Annotated in this window: 13 protein-coding genes; 7 read left to right on the forward strand and 6 right to left on the reverse strand. The window is 70.4% G+C overall.

Translation table 11 applies throughout. The annotated features are described in order from the left end of the window. Positions 1 to 40 precede the first annotated feature (40 nt). A complete protein-coding gene (locus SMIR_RS14685) occupies positions 41 to 1,285 on the forward strand; it encodes a cytochrome P450 (RefSeq protein ID WP_168494624.1) in 1,245 nt (414 codons plus the stop codon). Here SMIR_RS14685 and SMIR_RS14690 read toward each other — a convergent pair. The 6 genes from SMIR_RS14690 to rpsL form a co-directional block, all read right to left on the reverse strand. Beyond that, on the reverse strand, positions 1,275 to 4,334 hold the full coding sequence (locus tag SMIR_RS14690; RefSeq protein ID WP_168494622.1) for a glycosyl hydrolase 115 family protein: 3,060 nt from the start codon (positions 4,332 to 4,334) through the stop codon (positions 1,275 to 1,277). The two genes, SMIR_RS14685 and SMIR_RS14690, sit on opposite strands and share 11 nt — an antisense overlap. 173 nt (positions 4,335 to 4,507) lie before the next feature. After that, on the reverse strand, positions 4,508 to 4,990 hold the full coding sequence (locus SMIR_RS14695) for a DUF6193 family natural product biosynthesis protein (protein ID WP_168494620.1): 483 nt from the start codon (positions 4,988 to 4,990) through the stop codon (positions 4,508 to 4,510). Between the two features lie 108 nt (positions 4,991 to 5,098). Then, positions 5,099 to 6,292: an elongation factor Tu gene (gene tuf, locus SMIR_RS14700; protein ID WP_101400105.1), complete on the reverse strand. Its 1,194-nt coding sequence runs from the start codon at positions 6,290 to 6,292 to the stop codon at positions 5,099 to 5,101. Between the two features lie 168 nt (positions 6,293 to 6,460). Continuing rightward, a complete protein-coding gene (fusA, locus tag SMIR_RS14705) occupies positions 6,461 to 8,587 on the reverse strand; it encodes an elongation factor G (protein WP_075028533.1) in 2,127 nt (708 codons plus the stop codon). Positions 8,588 to 8,626: 39 nt separating this feature from the next. After that, positions 8,627 to 9,097 (reverse strand): 30S ribosomal protein S7, encoded by a 471-nt coding sequence (gene rpsG / locus SMIR_RS14710; RefSeq protein WP_003992340.1) that lies wholly within the window; start codon positions 9,095 to 9,097, stop codon positions 8,627 to 8,629. A 2-nt stretch (positions 9,098 to 9,099) separates the two neighbouring features. Further along, on the reverse strand, positions 9,100 to 9,471 hold the full coding sequence (rpsL, locus tag SMIR_RS14715) for a 30S ribosomal protein S12 (RefSeq protein WP_003948652.1): 372 nt from the start codon (positions 9,469 to 9,471) through the stop codon (positions 9,100 to 9,102). A 599-nt stretch (positions 9,472 to 10,070) separates the two neighbouring features. Here rpsL and SMIR_RS14720 point away from each other — a divergent pair. The 6 genes from SMIR_RS14720 to SMIR_RS14745 all read left to right on the forward strand — a co-directional run bounded on the left by SMIR_RS14720 (position 10,071) and on the right by SMIR_RS14745 (position 17,434). Beyond that, on the forward strand, positions 10,071 to 10,727 hold the full coding sequence (locus SMIR_RS14720) for a Crp/Fnr family transcriptional regulator (protein ID WP_249938426.1): 657 nt from the start codon (positions 10,071 to 10,073) through the stop codon (positions 10,725 to 10,727). Between the two features lie 380 nt (positions 10,728 to 11,107). Continuing rightward, positions 11,108 to 11,968, forward strand: coding sequence for a single stranded DNA-binding domain-containing protein (locus SMIR_RS14725; RefSeq protein ID WP_168494616.1), 861 nt, complete (start codon positions 11,108 to 11,110; stop codon positions 11,966 to 11,968). Further along, positions 11,965 to 14,121, forward strand: a complete 2,157-nt coding sequence (locus SMIR_RS14730) for a hypothetical protein (protein WP_212727100.1) — start codon at positions 11,965 to 11,967, stop codon at positions 14,119 to 14,121. Before SMIR_RS14725 ends, SMIR_RS14730 begins: the two co-directional genes overlap by 4 nt. A gap of 24 nt (positions 14,122 to 14,145) precedes the next feature. After that, positions 14,146 to 15,522, forward strand: a complete 1,377-nt coding sequence (locus tag SMIR_RS44305; RefSeq protein WP_168494612.1) for a PE-PGRS family protein — start codon at positions 14,146 to 14,148, stop codon at positions 15,520 to 15,522. Beyond that, positions 15,519 to 16,022 (forward strand): Pycsar system effector family protein, encoded by a 504-nt coding sequence (locus tag SMIR_RS14740; protein WP_212727101.1) that lies wholly within the window; start codon positions 15,519 to 15,521, stop codon positions 16,020 to 16,022. The genes SMIR_RS44305 and SMIR_RS14740 overlap by 4 nt, the downstream gene beginning before the upstream one ends. 386 nt (positions 16,023 to 16,408) lie before the next feature. Then, a complete protein-coding gene (locus SMIR_RS14745; RefSeq protein WP_212727102.1) occupies positions 16,409 to 17,434 on the forward strand; it encodes a M48 family metalloprotease in 1,026 nt (341 codons plus the stop codon). The last annotated feature ends 43 nt before the right edge of the window (positions 17,435 to 17,477 follow it).

Below are 17,477 nucleotides of genomic sequence, written 5' to 3' on the forward strand. Positions count from 1 at the left end.
CCCACGCGACACCTCACCCCCGCCCCACGATGCTGAACGCATGGCAGAAGAGACCGTCACACTCCCCGAGCGGCCCGAGCAGCCCCTTCCGCCTGTTCGGGACTGGCCCGCCGGTGAGCTGAACGCCATCGAGTTCGAGCCGGTGCTCGCGGAGCTGATGCGGGAAGGGCCGCTGACGCGGATCCGGCTTCCGTACGGGGAGGGCTGGGCGTGGCTGGCGACGCGCCACGACGACGTGAAGATGATCACGAACGATCCCCGGTTCAGCCGGCGGGAGGCCTCCGTCCGGCAGGTCACGCGACTGGCGCCGCACTTCGCGCCGCGGCCCGGAGCCCTGGCCTGGGCCGATCAGCCCGACCACAACCGGCTCCGGCACGCCGTCTCGAACGCCTACACCGTGAGCGCCGTGAAGCGTCTGCGCCCCCGTGCCCAGGAGATGCTCGACGTCCTGGTGGACGGGATGGTGGCGGACGGCCCTCCGGCCGACCTGATCGAGCGGGTCCTCGAACCCTTCCCGATCAACGTCGTCTGCGAGGTCATGGGCGTACCCGTCGACGAGCGGCAGAAGTTGCACGACTGGACGCGGGAGATCATCTCCACGGCGGGCGGCGCCGAGGCCTCCGAGCACGCCAAGAAGGGGCTCTTCGGGTGGATCGGGGAGGCCGTCCGCGAGCGCCGCGACAGCGAAGGCGACGGTGCAGGCGAGGACGTGTTGTCCCTGCTCGGTGGTGCCGTGCGGCGGGGCGAGCTCGGCCTGGAGGAGGCGATCAGTGTCGCCGGGCCGCTCCAGATCGGCGGCGAGGCCATCACCAACAACAGCGGCCAGATATTCTACCTCCTCCTCACCCGGCCCGACCTGCTGGAACGCTTCCACAACGACCCCGTCTCCCGCCCGGCGGCCATCGAGGAACTCCTGCGCTACATCCCGCACCGCGCCGCCGTCGGCCTGCCCCGCATCGCCACGGAGGACGTCGACATCCACGGCACCTTCGTCAGGACCGGCGACGCCGTCTATGTCTCCTACCTGGCCGCCAACCGCGACCCGGACGTCTTCCCCGACCCCGACCGGATCGACCTCGACCGGGACGCGGGCGCCCACGTGTCGTTCGGCAACGGGCCGCACTTCTGCACGGGTGCCGTCTTCTCCCGTATGCAGATCGAGCTGCTGATCGACACCCTGCTCGAACGCCTGCCCGGGCTGCGTCTCGCCGTACCCGCCGATCAGGTCCCCTTCCGGCAGCGCACGATGATCCGCGGTCCGGTGGCCTTGCCGGTCACCTGGTGACACCCCGGTCCACACGGCGACTCTCCGGCGGGCCCAGGTACGTCGGCCCGAGCCCACCCGTGTCGATCACCAGCCGTTGCAGCACCACCGTCGGGTCGACCATCCAGAACTTCAGGAGGTGCACGCCGGGAGCGGCGATCGCATGCCTCGTCGACGTCACGTTCACGTTGTCCGACGTGTTGCGGGCCCACTGGCTGTTCATCAGGCCGTCGTCGGCTCCCGTGGCCGCGTGGATGTCGACCGTCCGCGGCGGCGCGTCGTCGAAGGAGAGCGCGTAGCGCAGACCGCCCGTCGGGAGGGCCGGGTTGCGCGGAGACAGGTACGCCCACACGGTCACCGTGCCGGCGCTCAACAGGCTCACCTCGTACTCCAGGCGGGGGGAGGCCGTGCCGCCCGGCGTCCGGCGCGGGGCCGTCACGGGGTACGTCGTCATGCCCGCCCCGGTGCGGCCGATCCGGTCGATCCGCCGCCAGGTGCCCACCGCCCGTACGCAGTGCTCCGCGTCCATCGCCACATACCCGCCCGCCTCGACGAATCCCCGCAGCCCGCGGGCGGACGGGTTGTCGGCGATCACCGGCACGACCACCGAGGCTCCCGCGCCGCTCACCGTGATCCGGGCCTGCGTACGACCGTGCGGTGCCCGCGACCAGTCCGTCTTCACCACCGCCCGCGCCTGGTCACGGACTCTCCCGCGCGGACGGTCCACGGTGGTCCACGGCTCCGAGGCCTCGATCCGGTAGTCGAAGGCGTCCCGGCCCCGGTTGAACACCTCGATGTACGGCGCCGGGCCCGTCCGGTACGGGCTCAGCACCACCTCCGCGCCCGGGGAGCCGTCGACCGCCACCCCCAGCTCGGCGCCCGGCGGCACTTCGATGCGGCGCACCGCGGGGAACAGGACGTCCGGCAGTGCCACGTTGTTCAGCTCCGGCTGCTGCCAGCTCGCGTTCGGGCCGTAGCGCGCCACATCGCCGTAGCCGATGTGCGGCTGCGTCTGGAAGCCCGCCCATTTGCCGCCCGCGACGCCATGGTTGAAGCGTTCGGCGAGGGCGAAGTCCCGTTCCAGGCCCGCCTCCGCCGCCGCGGCCAGGTCGTTCGTCGCCGCCCGGCCCTGGGCGGCGTAGAGCAGGTTCGTGAACTCGGCCTCCCGCAGCTCGTACAGGTTGGCCGTCGCCTCGACCTCGTAGCCGATCAGCTCGAACCATGCGTCCTGCGCCGAGTCCGGCAGCCGTCGCGCGATCCGCCCGGCCCGTGCCGCGAGCGTCCGCCACTCCTGCGTGACCTGCTCGAGTTCGCGTCCGTAGAAGGGGGTTGCCTGGTCGTCGTACACCACCGCGCCCGATGCCGGGTCGAGGGTGATCCGGCGGTTGAGGAGTTCCGGCTTTCGGCGCGACTGGAGTTGTCCGTACGTCGCCAGTACGTCCGCGATCGCCGTCGCGTGCCGCGCGCCGAAGTTCTGCCGCGCGTACCGCCTCTCCCACTCGCCGAGCGCGCCAGGGTCGTCCCAACGGCCGGGATTCCAGGCATAGTCGAGGAAGAACTCGGTCGGCAGCTCGTTGCCCTTGAGGTCGCCGACGTTCGTCACCCACAGCCCGTGGTTGCCGTACGCGTGCGCCTGGTGGAGCTGGTCCCAGAGGTTGGGCAGGCCGGCCGTGTCGACCCACTTGTAGTTGCGGCCCGCGCCCACGTAGTCGAAGTGGTAGTAGAGGCCGTAGCCACCGGGCCGCGCGGGCTCGGCCGGGTCGGGGTGCTTGCGGATGTTGCCCCAGTTGTCGTCCGTCAGTACGACGGTGACGTCGTCCGGGGCCCGCAGCCCGCGGTCCCAGTACCGCTGGACCTCCTTGTAGAGCGTCCACACCTGGGGGACCGTGGCCGGGTCGCGGCCCGTCACCTCGGCGATGATCGTCCGCTGTGCGTCGATGATCTCCCGCATCAGCTCGACGCCGTCGCCGTCCGGCAGGCCGGTGTCGCCGTTCCCGCGCATCCCGAGGGTGACGACGCCCTCGAAGTCCTGGTCGGCCATCCGGCGGATGCCGTCGCGCCAGTACGCCTTGAGCGCGTCGGCGTTGCGGCGGAACGACCACTCCCCCGTACCGCCGTACGGGTCATGGCCGGGCGTGACGACGGTTCCGGCGCTGTCGCGCACGGCGGGTACCGCGTGCCGGTTCCACTCCTCGATGCCCCGCATCATGGGCGCCTCGTGAGACGTGCCCATGACAATCCCGTACTCCTTGGCGCGGGCATGGTTGCGCGGATCGTCCTCGGCGAAGGCGCGGCCCCACACCGCCGGCCACAGGTAGTTCGCCTTCAGCCGGAGCAGTACCTCGAAGACCTTCGCGTAGAAGTCGGCGTTGAAACCGCCGTCGTGGCCGGGCGCCCTGCCGGGGCCGAAGAAGGCGGGGGCCCAGGTCCCGAGGGCCGGGTTCTCGTCGTTGATGAAGATCCCGCGGTACTTCACCGCGGGGGTGCCCTGCGTATGCCGTCCCGGCAGCACGTGGAGCGCGTCTCGGTGGACCGGGCGTACGTCGTCCCACCAGTACCAGGGCGAGACGCCGATGCCGTACGAGACGTCGTACGCGCCGAATATCGTGCCGCGGGGGTCGCTGCCCGCGATGACGAAGGCCCGGTCGACGCCGGGCATCGGCCGCTCCACGACGGTCTGCAGGGAGGTCTCCCACCTTCCCCGCACCCCCGTGACATCCAGCTTCCCGAAGGCGATCAGGCCGTCGATCAGCGGGCTGCGCCCGATCGTCCCGGCGAGCACGACCTCTCGGGCCATCCCGTCACCGGGCCGTACGTCCGTCACCCGTTCGAGGTCGTCACGGAGGTCGCCCGCCACCCGTACGACTCCGGGGTGGTCCTCCGGGGACACCACGACCGGCGCGCCCACCAGCGAGAACGCTCCGCCGGTGAAGGAGATGTACGCGCCGGGGTCGGTGGGCCGTGGCTGCCCGCCGTCCGCCCACGCCACTCCCGGCAACCCCGGTAGCGCCGCGAGCCCGGCACCGAGCCCGGCACCGAGAACGGTTCTGCGACTGACGTCTCCAGACATGCCTCACCCCTCGCCCCGACGGCGTACGAATTTGCTCAGCGGCATGACAAATAGTGGAGGGAGGGTCACGCGGGGGGAACGGGTCGTCGGCGTCGAATACTTTCGGAGGCCGTCATCACGCTTACGGACACCGTCATCGGCTTACGGAGGCCGCCATCGGCATACGGAGACCGTCATCGGCAAAGATCGTCGGCGGTGCCGGCCACGGCCGGGCCGAGTCCCGCCGGAAGGTGGGCCACGACCAGGGCGACGGCCGCTTCCGCCGTGTCGGTCTCGCCGAGGAGGGTCCCGCCGCGTGGCACGAAGACCTGGAAGCGCCCGTCGTGCCGAGGCAGGACGCTCGGCACCCGCAGCGCGTACGGGTACCGGGTGCAGCTGCTCAGATGCAAGGCGAAATGGCTGGTGTACGGATACAGCCGCCGCAGTGTCCGTTCCGCGCGGGCCACCTCGATGAGGTGCACGACGCCCGGGTAGCCCACCCCCGGACGGAGGACCTCCTGCCGCTCGCGACGCCACTGCCACACCAGCGCCAGCTGCCGCCACCGCGCCTCCACGGCATCGGCCGGGCCACGCCGATGCGCAGCCGCCACGTCCGGAAGATCCGGCTTCGGTGGCAGCGGCCGACGTCCCACCGCGCCCAGGTCATTGGAATCCACGCACGAAGTGTGCGCGATGGGCACGGCAAAGGGGCCCGTACGACCGAAGTCGTACGGGCCCCTTCAAGGAGCTCGCGAGGAGCTACCAGGCTGTCAAGCCAACAAGGACTACTTGTTGATCTTGATGACCTGGCCGGCGCCCACGGTCCGGCCACCCTCACGGATGGCGAACTTCAGGCCCTCCTCCATGGCGACGGGCTGGATGAGCGAAACGGTCATCTCAGTGTTGTCGCCCGGCATGACCATCTCGGTGCCCTCGGGGAGGGTCACAACGCCGGTCACGTCCGTCGTACGGAAGTAGAACTGCGGACGGTAGTTGTTGAAGAACGGCGTGTGGCGGCCACCCTCGTCCTTGGACAGGATGTAGGCCTGGGCCTCGAACTCGGTGTGCGGCGTGACCGAACCGGGCTTGATGATGACCTGGCCGCGCTCGACGTCCTCGCGCTTGATGCCACGGAGGAGCAGACCGACGTTCTCACCGGCCTGGCCCTCGTCGAGCAGCTTGCGGAACATCTCGATGCCGGTGACCGTGGTGGTGGTCTTGTCCTGCTTGATGCCCACGATGTCGACGGTCTCGTTGACCTTGAGGACACCGCGCTCGATACGACCGGTGACGACGGTGCCACGACCGGTGATCGTGAAGACGTCCTCGATCGGCATCAGGAACGGCTTGTCGACGTCACGCTCGGGCTGCGGGATGTTCTCGTCGACGGCCTGCATCAGGTCGAGGACGGTCTGGCCCCACTCCTTGTCGCCCTCAAGGGCCTTGAGCGCCGAGACCTTGACGACCGGCAGGTCGTCGCCCGGGAACTCGTACTCGGAGAGCAGCTCGCGAACCTCGAGCTCGACGAGCTCCAGGATCTCCTCGTCGTCCACCATGTCGGCCTTGTTCAGGGCGACGACGATGTAGGGAACGCCGACCTGGCGGGCCAGGAGCACGTGCTCCTTGGTCTGCGGCATCGGGCCGTCGGTGGCGGCAACCACGAGGATGGCGCCGTCCATCTGCGCCGCACCCGTGATCATGTTCTTGATGTAGTCCGCGTGACCGGGGCAGTCGACGTGGGCGTAGTGACGCGTCTCGGTCTGGTACTCGACGTGCGCGATGGAGATGGTGATACCGCGCTGGCGCTCCTCAGGAGCCTTGTCGATCTGGTCGAAGGCCGAGGCCTCGTTCAGGTCCGGGTACGCGTCGTGCAGCACCTTGGTAATGGCGGCCGTGAGGGTCGTCTTACCGTGGTCGATGTGACCGATGGTGCCGATGTTGACGTGCGGCTTAGTCCGCTCGAACTTCGCCTTCGCCACTGGGTCCTCCTGTGGAGTGGTTCTGGTACGCCTTACTCATCGGCGCCAGGTGATCTTTGCTGGGATGCCGCCCGCCGGGGTTCTCCCCCGGGGGACGATCTCTCGTCCCCTTGCCGGTTCGAAGCCCCGGCGGTCGGTGTCAAGCCTAAAGCGTGTAAACGGGGTGTGTTACTCGCCCTTGGCCTTCGCGATGATCTCCTCGGCGACGTTCCGGGGAACCTCGGCGTAGGAGTCGAACTGCATCGAGTAGCTTGCGCGACCCGAGGTCTTGCTGCGGAGGTCGCCGACGTAGCCGAACATCTCCGAGAGCGGCACCAGACCCTTGACGATCCGGGCACCCATCCGCTCCTCCATGGCCTGAATCTGACCACGGCGGGAGTTGATGTCGCCGATGACCTCACCCATGTAGTCCTCGGGCGTGGTGACCTCGACGGCCATCATCGGCTCGAGCAGCACGGGGCTGGCCTTGCGCGCGGCCTCCTTGAAGGCCTGCGAACCGGCGATCTTGAACGCGAGCTCGGAGGAGTCGACCTCGTGGTAGCCACCGTCGAGAAGAATGACGCGGACGCCCGTCATCTCGTAGCCGGCCAGGATGCCGAACTGCATGGCCTCCTGCGCACCCGCGTCGACCGAAGGGATGTACTCCTTCGGGATGCGGCCACCGGTGACCTTGTTCACGAACTCGTACGAGGCGTCGCCGCCCTCGATCGGCTCGATCGCGATCTGCACCTTGGCGAACTGACCGGTACCACCGGTCTGCTTCTTGTGCGTGTAGTCGTGACGCTCGACGGCCTTGCGGATCGTCTCGCGGTACGCGACCTGCGGCTTGCCGACGTTGGCCTCGACCTTGAACTCACGGCGCATACGGTCGACCAGCACCTCGAGGTGCAGCTCGCCCATACCACCGATGATGGTCTGGCCGGTCTCCTCGTCCGAGTGAACCTGGAAGGAGGGGTCCTCCTCCGCGAGACGCTGGATGGCGACACCCAGCTTCTCCTGGTCACCCTTGGACTTGGGCTCGATGGCGACCTGAATGACCGGCGCCGGGAAGTCCATGGACTCCAGGATGACCGGGTTCTTGTCGTCGGACAGCGTCTCACCGGTGGTGGTCTGCTTCAGGCCCATGACGGCGACGATGTCACCGGCGCCCACCGACTCGATCTCCTCACGCTTGTTCGCGTGCATACGGTAGATCTTGCCGATGCGCTCCTTCTTGCCCTTGACGGAGTTCAGCACGGCGCTGCCGGACTCCAGGCGGCCCGAGTACACCCGGACGAAGGTGAGCTTGCCCAGGTGCGGGTCGCTCATGATCTTGAACGCGAGGGCGGAGAGCGGCTCGTCGTCGGACGGCTTGCGCTTGACGACCAGCTCCGGGTCCTTCACGTCGTGGCCCTCGATGGCCTCGACGTCGATCGGAGTCGGCAGGTAGCGCACGACCGCGTCGAGCAGGGGCTGAACGCCCTTGTTCTTGAACGCGGTACCGCAGAACACCGGGGTGACCGTGACGTCGCTGGACTTGCCGGACGCGATGGTGACACGACGGATCGCGGCGTACAGCTGCTCCTCGGTGGGCTCCTGGCCCTCCAGGAACAGCTCCATGATCTCGTCGTCGTGCTCCGCGACGGTCTCGACCAGCTTGCCGCGGTACTCCTCGGCAGCCTCGGCGTGCGTGGCCGGGATGTCGACGACGTCGTACATCTCGCCCTTGGCGGCCTCGGCGGACCACACGAGCGCCTTCATGCGGACCAGGTCCACAACGCCCTTGAAGTCCATCTCGGCACCGATCGGCAGCTGCATGATGATCGGAACGGCGCCAAGCCGGTCCTTGATCATGTCCACGCAGCGGTGGAACTCGGCGCCGGTGCGGTCAAGCTTGTTCACGAAGCAGATGCGCGGCACGCCGTAACGGTCGGCCTGACGCCACACCGTCTCGGACTGCGGCTCGACACCGGCGACACCGTCGAACACCGTGACGGCACCGTCGAGGACGCGGAGCGAACGCTCCACCTCGACCGTGAAGTCGACGTGCCCCGGGGTGTCGATGATGTTGATCGTGTAGTCGTTGTCCTCGAGCGGCCAGTGACAGGTGGTGGCAGCAGAGGTGATCGTGATGCCACGCTCCTGCTCCTGCTCCATCCAGTCCATGGTGGCAGCGCCGTCGTGGACCTCACCGATCTTGTAGCTGACGCCGGTGTAGAAGAGGATCCGCTCGGTGGTGGTCGTCTTGCCCGCGTCGATGTGGGCCATGATCCCGATGTTGCGGACCCTGGCCAGGTCAAGTGAAGTGGTAGCCATAAGGCTTCGGTCTTCTCTCGGTCTCGATGGGGGTAGCGACTACCAGCGGTAGTGCGCGAAGGCCTTGTTGGACTCGGCCATCTTGTGGGTGTCCTCGCGCTTCTTCACAGCGGCACCGAGGCCGTTGGAGGCGTCGAGAAGCTCGTTGAGCAGACGCTCGGTCATGGTCTTCTCGCGACGGGCGCGGGAGTAACCGACGAGCCAGCGCAGCGCGAGCGTGTTGGCACGACCGGGCTTGACCTCGATCGGAACCTGGTACGTCGCACCACCGACACGGCGGGACTTGACCTCGAGGGTCGGCTTGATGTTCTCCAGCGCGCGCTTCAGCGTGATGATCGGGTCGTTGCCCGTCTTCTCACGCAGACCCTCCATGGCGCCGTAGACGATGCGCTCGGCGGTGGAGCGCTTGCCGTTCAGCAGCACCTTGTTGATGAGGGAGGTCACCAGAGGGGAACCGTAGACCGGGTCGATGATGACCGGGCGCTTCGGGGCGGGGCCCTTACGAGGCATTTCTACTTCTCCTTCTTGGCGCCGTAGCGGCTGCGGGCCTGCTTGCGGTTCTTGACACCCTGGGTGTCGAGCGAACCACGGATGATCTTGTAGCGAACACCCGGCAGGTCCTTCACACGGCCGCCGCGCACGAGCACGATGGAGTGCTCCTGCAGGTTGTGTCCCTCACCCGGAATGTAAGCGGTGACCTCGATCCCGCTGGTCAGACGCACACGCGCGACCTTACGCAGGGCCGAGTTCGGCTTCTTCGGGGTGGTCGTGAACACACGCGTGCAGACGCCGCGACGCTGGGGCGAACCCTCGAGTGCGGGCGTCTTGTTCTTCTCGACCTTGTCCTGCCGGCCCTTCCGGACCAGCTGCTGGATCGTAGGCACTACTTCTCCGGTTTCTGTGTGCCGAATGGTGAAGCTAACCTGGAACATCTCCGACCCACGCGGTCGGGTGTGTCGAATGCTGCAGACTCCCGCCGCGAGGCGAAAAGGGCGCAGATTACGGTGGCCGGTTACGGCTCGCCTTGCGGTTTGAAGGCACGCACGCGAGCCAGGGCACACCCCAGGCACAAGGTCTGAGCGTACCTACCTCAAGGACTTCGGTCAAAACAAATGCTGTCCAGGGCGACACGCCGGACTTCTTGCCACGTCACCGCGGTGCTCCCGCAGGTCGGACGCGAGTGGGAGCGCGAGCGGGAGACGGTGCGGTCGTGGGGCCGCGGGACGGTCGCCAGGCCGGCCTTAGCGCATTCTCCGGGCCCTCGTCCCCAAAAGTTTCCGATCCTGGACGGTACCGCGCAATCTCTGTCCACCATCGCATGCCCTTCAGTACTTTGATCGGTCGGCTGCGGCGATCGGGGGGCAACATGACGGCAGCACACGCACCGGACACATCCGGGTCATCGGGCTCATCGGGCTCATCGGACTTACCGGATTCATGGGATTCGTCGGGCTTACCCGGCGACGGGGGGCTCGACGACCGGGTGCCGTTCCTGGCCCGGCTGGAGAGCGAGGACCGCTCGGCGCTGCTCGGTCTCGGGCACGAGCTCTCGTACGCGCCCCGGATGGTGCTCCTGCACCAGAGCGAGCCGTCCTCGCACGTCCTGTTCGTCACGCACGGCTGGACGAAGGTGACCGCGGCCGCCTCCAACGGCTACGAGGCGCTGCTCGCGCTGCGCGGCCCCGGCGACATCATCGGGGAGTCCGCGGCGCTCACCGGGCGCCCGCGGTCGGCCACCGTGACGGCCCTGGAGCCGGTCCGTACGGTCGCCGTCGAACGCGGCCGCTTCACCGAGTTCCTCGCCCGCTCCCCCGCCGTCTCCTTCGCCCTCCTCGGCCTCACCTCTGATCGCACCCGGGCGGCCGATCGGCGCCGCCTGGAATTCGCCTCCCTCAGCGTGCGGGAGCGCTTCGCGATCCTGCTGCTGGACCTCGCCCGCACCCACGGGCGCCGCACCGACCAGGGCATCGAACTCTCCGTCCCCCTGAGCAAACAGGAACTCGCCGGGTCGGTGGGGGCCTCCCGGGAAATGGTCCAACGGCTGCTGAAGGACCTGCGGGAACGGGGGGTCGTGATGACGGGGCGCCGGGCGCTGGTGATCGTGCGGCCGGATGTGCTGCGGCAGATTGCGCGGGGGTGAGGTGGGGCTGGGCGGGCGGGCCGCTGCGGGCGGGTGGGGGTCGGGTCCGGTGGATCACTGCGGGCCGGTGGGGGCTGGTCGCGCAGTTCCCCGCGCCCCTAAAAGCCACGGCGTGTCCGGCGTTCGAAGTCGTAGGCCGTACGCCACCCACCCCGGCCCGCGTTTTCAGCCTGTCCGGCGTTTGAGGACGAGGCCGTTCAGGCCGAAGCCGGGGCCGGGTCGAAGGGGCGGAGCCCCCTGGGGATGGGGCGGGTAGGGGCGGCGAGGGACCGGCGGTTCTGTGCACGCCGTCACACTCCGACTGCGTCATCCGCCCTCACGCCACCACAACCCCGCCCGCCACTCTTCTGCCACTGCCGCACCACCAGCGAAAGGCGACCATGACCGACCCCGTGAGCCGGACGATCCTGTTGCTCGACATCGAGAAGTACAGCGACCGGGACGACATCGAGCAGGCGTACCTGCGGCGCATGCTGTACGACGTCGCCGACCGCACCCTGGAGCGCGCCGGCATCGACGAACGCCTGCGCCTGCGCGCCGACCGGGGCGACTCCGTGATGGAGCTGATCGACGCCAACGCCTCCGTCACCGCACTGCTGCGCGCCCTGCTCACCGAGGTCCCCACCCAGCTGCACACGGTCAACCGGATGGCGTCCAGCTCCGCGCAGATCCGGCTGCGCGGCGTCGTCGCCACGGGCTACGTCGCCGTGGACGAGCACGACGGCTGGGTCGGCTCCGACCTCAACCACGCCTGCCGCCTCCTCGACGCCCAGCTGCTGCGCGCGGCCCTGCGGGAGCGGAGAGACGACTTCGCCCTGTGCGTCTCGGAGAGCGTGCACACGGGGATCGTGCGGCACGGCCACGCGGGCATCCCCGCGGAGGACTTCCACGCGGTGACCGTGGACAGCAAGAACGGCCCGCTGCGCGCCTGGCTGCACGGCCCGGTGCCGGGGGGCGGCGACGACCACAGTGAGAAGGGGGGAACCTCGGTGCCGGGCGCCAGCTCGGGGGAGCGTCCGGCACCGAGGCGGGACCAGCCAGGGGCCCAGGAGTCCGGGCTCCAGGCCCCCGAGGCCCGCGCTCCCCAGCCCTCCGCCCCTCCCACGGGCGCCGTCTTCCACTTCGACGGAGGCGCCCCCACCTTCGGCGGCAGCCTGGTCGGCGGCGACCAGCACGGCGTGTCCGGCGGCCAGGTCACCGGAGACGTCCACCTCGGCGGGTCCGGGGGTGAGTCGGCGTGACGGTGGCTCCACCCACGGCGCCGGCCCCCGACGACGTACCCCCGAAGGACGTACACCCGGTCCCCGAACCGGACACCAGGCGCCAGGACGAAGAGGGGGAAGGAGAGGGGGAACGGGAGCGGACGCAGGAGGCGCGCGCGGCTCAGCGCGAGCTCTTCGCGCACACCCCGGGATTCATCCTCGGCTCGGCCGCGTCCTTCGGCGGGAGCCTGGTCGGCGGCGCCCAGCACGGCGTGTCCGGCGGCGAGGTCGCCGGTGACGTGTTCATGGGCGGCAAGACGGAGATCCACCACCACGGCCCGGCGGCTTCGGCTGCGTACGCCTCCGGAGAGATCCCGCGGCGCCACCTCGAAGACCTGGACGCCGTCTTCGTCGAGAGCCCCGCCTTCGCCGCCGCCCTGGACCGGCTCCGCGAAGAACGCGTCCTCGTCCTCGCCGGAGCCCACGCCACCGGCCGCCACGCCGCCGCGCTGATGCTCCTGCACCGTCTGGGCGTGCCCGTCGTGCACGCCCTCTCGCCGGAGACGAGCCCGGCGACCCTGAGCGCCCCGCTCACCGCGCCCGGCGGGCACGTCCTGCGCGATCTGCCGCTGAGCCGCAACCGGCCGCTGCGCGACACCCATCTCTACGCGGCCCGCGACCAGCTGAAGAAGGTCGACGGGTATCTGGTGGTGACCGTCGAGAACTCGCCCTTCCTGCTGGGCGTCACCGCTTCCGTCTGGCGGCCGCCGGAGGCGTCGGCCGTCGTCCGCGCGTATGTGAGCAAGCACCGCGCGCAGGACACCGACCGCCTCCTCGCCCTCGCCCCGGTGCGGGACTTCCTCGCCCGGGGGCACCATCAGCCCGCCGAGGCGGCCGAGTTCGCGAAGGAGGTGGCGGGTTACGACGGTGGCGAGGCTGCTGCGGCCCGGCTCGCGGAGTTCGGGCAGGCGGCCGTGGAGCAGCAGTGCCGGGAGTGGCTGAGCGACCCCGAGTCCACGCTGCGCGACAAGGCCTTCCTCATCTCGCTCGCCGTCTTCGACCGGTCGCCGTACGTCCTCGCCGCCGAGCTCGCGGACAAGCTGTTCGTGCACTTCCAGCGCCTGCAGCACCCCGAAGAGCCGCCGGAGATCCCGGTGTTCGGGCTCGCCGCCGAGACCCGGCTCGCGCGGGCCCGCGCCGAGGGGGAAGTGCGGAACGAGGCGACCGAATGGGGCCCGGTGCCGCAGTTCACCGCGTTCTTCCGGAAGGAGAACACTCCGCGCGCCCTGCTCACGGAGGTGTGGACGGGCCATCCCTCCGCCCGGCCCGCGCTGATCGCCTGGCTGAAGGAGCTGGCGCGCGACGGGCGTCCCGTCGTACGGACCCGGGCCGCCGCGGCCACCGCCATGCTCGCGCTCGCCGATCTGCCCTCCGCGGTCGCGCTGCTGATCGACGGCTGGGCGGTGTCGAAGACCTTCGGCCCCCGCGTCACCGCCGCGAACACCCTCACGCTCGCCCAGCTCCTCGACGCGCCCGTCGTCCTGCGCCTGCTCACCCAGTGGTGCACGGACACCCACTGGGGTCGCCGCTGGACCGCGATCCGCGCCTTCGGACTGCTCACGCCGTTGCGGCCGGAACTCGTGGGCCCGGCTCTCAGCGCGCTCGCGGCGCGGGCCCGCGCCGACAACAGCAGCCCGGCCGAGGCGGCCAACCTGATCGAGTCCACGGCCCTGCTGCTCTCCGTGGGCCTCAGGCGCGGCGAGATGCTCTCCGAGCTGGTGCGGCTGCTCCACCACGACACCCCCGCGGTCCGCGCGCTGGCGCTGGGTGCCTTCGTACTGGCGAGCGACAACGCCGAGGAGGGCGCGCTCGTCGAGTGGTACGCCGACACCGGTATGTACGAGGCGGACTCGGCCCGTGACCTCGCCACACTCTGGCGCACCGCCCTCGGCGACCGCGCCCACACCCGGGGCGCCCTGAACGCCCTGCACACCTGGGTGTACGTGGCCGAGCGCCGCCCGGACGCGGCCCAGGCCCTGGAGCTGCTGCTGCCCGCACTGGTCGTCACGGCGGACGACCACAAACGCCTCGGCCACGAACTGCGCGCCCTGCGCGGCCGGGACGGCGGCCCGCGCCCGCCGCTCGCCGACCGCCTGCTCGCCGCGCTGCGTCCCACCGTCCCGACACCCTGACACAGAGTTACGAGGAGTTGACCCATGGCGGAATTCCGCCGCCCGCCGGAGTGGCAGCAACAGGCCGACCGGCACACCATGCTGATCGACCCGGTGCTCACCGTGCGGCCGATCTCCCGTTTCGACTACACGGCCCGGCGGCCGGTCTCCGCGATCGACCACGCGCTGGTGTTCGCCACCGTGGGCGGCGCCTACGACGCGTACATGCCCCCGCACCGGCCGAGCCGCACGGACGCCGCGACCCGCCGCTACACCTCGGTCTACGAGGTCGACATGGGCAGCCACCCGGTCCAGCTGGAACTCGAACTGCCCAGCGACGACGACGCGTTCTCGTTCAGCGCGACCGCCGATCTGACCTGGCGCGTCTCGGACCCGATCGCGTACGTGGCCGGCGGCGAACGCGATGTGCCCACGCGGCTGGCCCGTGAAATCCACCAGTTCGCGCGGCCGGTCAGCCGCCGGTTCTCCATCGAGGACAGCCGGGAGGCCGAGGCCGAGGTCCAGTACGCGATCGAGAGCGGCGTCTTCGCCGACGGCATCGGGCTCACGGTCACATGCGCGGTGCGGCTACGCCTGGACGACGACGCGATCGCGCACAGACGGCGCAAACGGGCGCTGCGCTACGAGGCCGACATGCTCGACCCCGAGCACGAGTACCGGCTGCGCCAGGCGCAGCAGCTGCACGAGCTGGAGGTGCTGCGCCAGCACCAGTCCCAGGAGCTGATGGCCCAGAAGATCGCCTTCTACCAGTACCACCTGCAACACGGGGGCGTCGCCCAGTGGGCCTTCCACCTCGCCGCGCACCCCGAGGACACCCGGATGGTCATCAACGCCCTCCAGAAGGACCAGCTCTCCGCCATCGAGAGCCAGCTGGAGCTGATCGCCGGAGACACCCTGGAGGACTACCAGAAGGCCGAGTCGGCCCGCTCCACCCTGCGCGTCGTCAAGGAACTGAACAGCCGCCAGGAGCCTCCGCCGCAGCCGCCGGTTCCCGGCCGACCGGCGCCGCCGCCCGGGGGCGTACAACAGCCGCCGTACGATCCCTCGCAGCCGTACGCCGCCTCACAGCCGTACGACCCCTCGCAGCCGTACGGGGCCGCCGCCCAGCCCTATGGCGGCGCTCCGGCCCCCGGAGGGTTACCGGGCGCCCCCTACACCCCGCCGGGGCCGCCCGTGTCCCATCAGCCCTACGTCCCGCCCGCGCCCGGAACCGTGCCGCCGGGGCCCTACCAGGCCGAGCCCCCGGCCCCACCCGCGCCCGCCGCCGGCAGCCCCTACGACCAGGCCCCGCCGCCCCCGGCCGTGGCTCCCACGCCCGTCATTCCGCCCGCGCCCTCCGCGTATCCGCCGCCCTCTCCCCCGCCCCCGGCTCCGGAGTCCCCCGGGGCGGGACCGGAGTGACCACCACCGCTCCCGGCACCAGAACCGCCGAACGGCTGCTGGAGGAGCTGCGGGACGAGATCGCCCGGGCCGACAGCAAGGCGTCCGTGCTCGTGGCGGCGCTCGGGATGACGGCGGGGGTGTTCAGCGGGCTGCTGGCCGGACGGAACTGGTCACCGAGCTCGCTCTCCCCGCCCGGTACGGCCGTCTGGTGGACCGGCGCCCTGGCCCTCGCCTTCGCCCTGTTCGCGCTGCTGCTCGCGGTGCTCCCCCGGTACCGCGCCGGCTCATGGGCCCCGGGCCGGCCCCTCTGCTTCTTCGGCGACATCCAACAAGCCGTACGTGAAGGTCAGTTGGCGACCGCTCTCGCCGACACCGACCGCGACCCCGCCGCCGGACTCACCGCGGCGCTCACCGAGACCAGCCGTATCGCCGCCCGCAAGCACCAGTGGATCCGCACCGGTCTGATCGCCTTCTGCGCGGGCACGGTGCTGCTTCCCGCCGGGCTGCTCATCGGCTGACGTCCCCATCCTGAAGGAGCCCCACCTTGTCCTACCCACCAGACCCGGCCGCCCCCGAGCCCGGCCCCGTCTACCCGGACCTCCCGTACCCGGGCACACCCGCGCCCCCGCCACCGTACCCCGGGGCCGCCACTCCCCCGCCCCCGTACCCCGGGGCAGCCACTCCCCCGCCCCCGTACCCCGGGGCAGCCACTCCGCCCCTGTACCCGGAGGCCCCCGCGCCCCCGTCCTCTCCGGGCGGCGCACCCCAGTACCCGGGGGCCGGGGCCGCACCGTCGTACCCCGCGGCGCCGCCCGCCCATCCGGGGGCCACGCCCACGTACCCGAGCGGCCCGCAGCCCCCCACCGCCACCGCACCGCCGTACATCCCGCCGCAGACGCCCCCCATGCAAACGCCCCCCGCCGCCTCACACACGGCACCGCCAGTACCTCCAGCACCGCCGGAGGCACCCGCACCCGACGACCTCGACTACCGGCACGCGGGCTCCCGCGTCCACGTGGCCGCGCACCAGCGCGGTGCCGACGCCACCGCGATCGGGCAGCTGGCGGTCCAGGTGCCGGGCTTCCTGGTGAGCCTCGCCGTGGTTGCCTCCTTCGCCGTGGGAATCCTCGGCACGGCCATGGGCTGGCTGGTCATCCTCGCCTGGCTGGCCTCCGGGGCGCTCGTCTTCCACCGGCCCACCGAGCTGGCCTTCGCCCGGCACGTGATGAAGCTCAGGGTGCCGCTCGCCCAGGAGCGGGCCCGTCTGGAGCCGATCTGGCGCGAGGTCACCGCCCGCGCGGGCGTCGAGGCACACACGTACGAGCTGATGGTGGAGAACAGCACGGACCTGAACGCCGTGGCGGCCGCCGGCCATGTCGTCGGCGTCACGACGTACGCGCTGAACGAGATCCCCAGCAGCAACCTCGCCGCCGTACTCGCCCATGAACTCGGGCACCACACCGGCGGTCACGCCTGGACGGGCCTGCTCGGCTACTGGTACTCGCTGCCCGGCCGGATCGCCTGGGCCTTCATGCGGGGCATCGCCCGGATCGCGATCCGGGTCGCGAGCGTCTTCTCACTCGCCGCGACCGGGATGGTCTACCTCTTCATCGGGATATTCGTGATCGGCGGGTTCGTCGCCGCCTGGTACATCACCGTGCCGCTCGTCGTCGCCCCCTACCTGCTCGCCTACGTGGGTCGCCAGGGCGAGCTGCGTGCCGACCGGCAGGCGGCCGACCTCGGCTTCGCACCCCAGCTGGCGCAGGTCCTGTACCACTTCCAAGCCCAGGAGGACGCCGTGAAGGCGCAGGCCGCAGCGCAGGGAAGGCAGCTCAAGGAACCGGGCGGCCTGGCCAAGCTGCTGACCACCCACCCGGACAACTACACCCGGCTCCAGGCCCTGGAGCCCTACCTCCAGCTCAGCCGCTGACCCCTGACAACGCCGAAGGGCGGCCACCCCGTACGAAACGGAG

The sequence above is a fragment of the Streptomyces mirabilis genome (genome assembly GCF_018310535.1).
In the GTDB taxonomy this organism is placed as follows: Bacteria; Actinomycetota; Actinomycetes; order Streptomycetales; family Streptomycetaceae; genus Streptomyces.

What these genes read in the sequence shown, in the direction of transcription:
- SMIR_RS14685 (WP_168494624.1), top strand. Translation starts at nt 41, where the DNA reads ATGGCAGAAGAGACCGTCACACTCCCCGAGCGGCCCGAGCAGCCCCTT.
- SMIR_RS14690 (WP_168494622.1), bottom strand. Translation starts at nt 4,334, where the DNA reads ATGTCTGGAGACGTCAGTCGCAGAACCGTTCTCGGTGCCGGGCTCGGT.
- fusA (WP_075028533.1), bottom strand. Translation starts at nt 8,587, where the DNA reads ATGGCTACCACTTCACTTGACCTGGCCAGGGTCCGCAACATCGGGATC.
- rpsG (WP_003992340.1), bottom strand. Translation starts at nt 9,097, where the DNA reads ATGCCTCGTAAGGGCCCCGCCCCGAAGCGCCCGGTCATCATCGACCCG.
- SMIR_RS14725 (WP_168494616.1), top strand. Translation starts at nt 11,108, where the DNA reads ATGACCGACCCCGTGAGCCGGACGATCCTGTTGCTCGACATCGAGAAG.
- SMIR_RS44305 (WP_168494612.1), top strand. Translation starts at nt 14,146, where the DNA reads ATGGCGGAATTCCGCCGCCCGCCGGAGTGGCAGCAACAGGCCGACCGG.
- SMIR_RS14745 (WP_212727102.1), top strand. Translation starts at nt 16,409, where the DNA reads ATGCAAACGCCCCCCGCCGCCTCACACACGGCACCGCCAGTACCTCCA.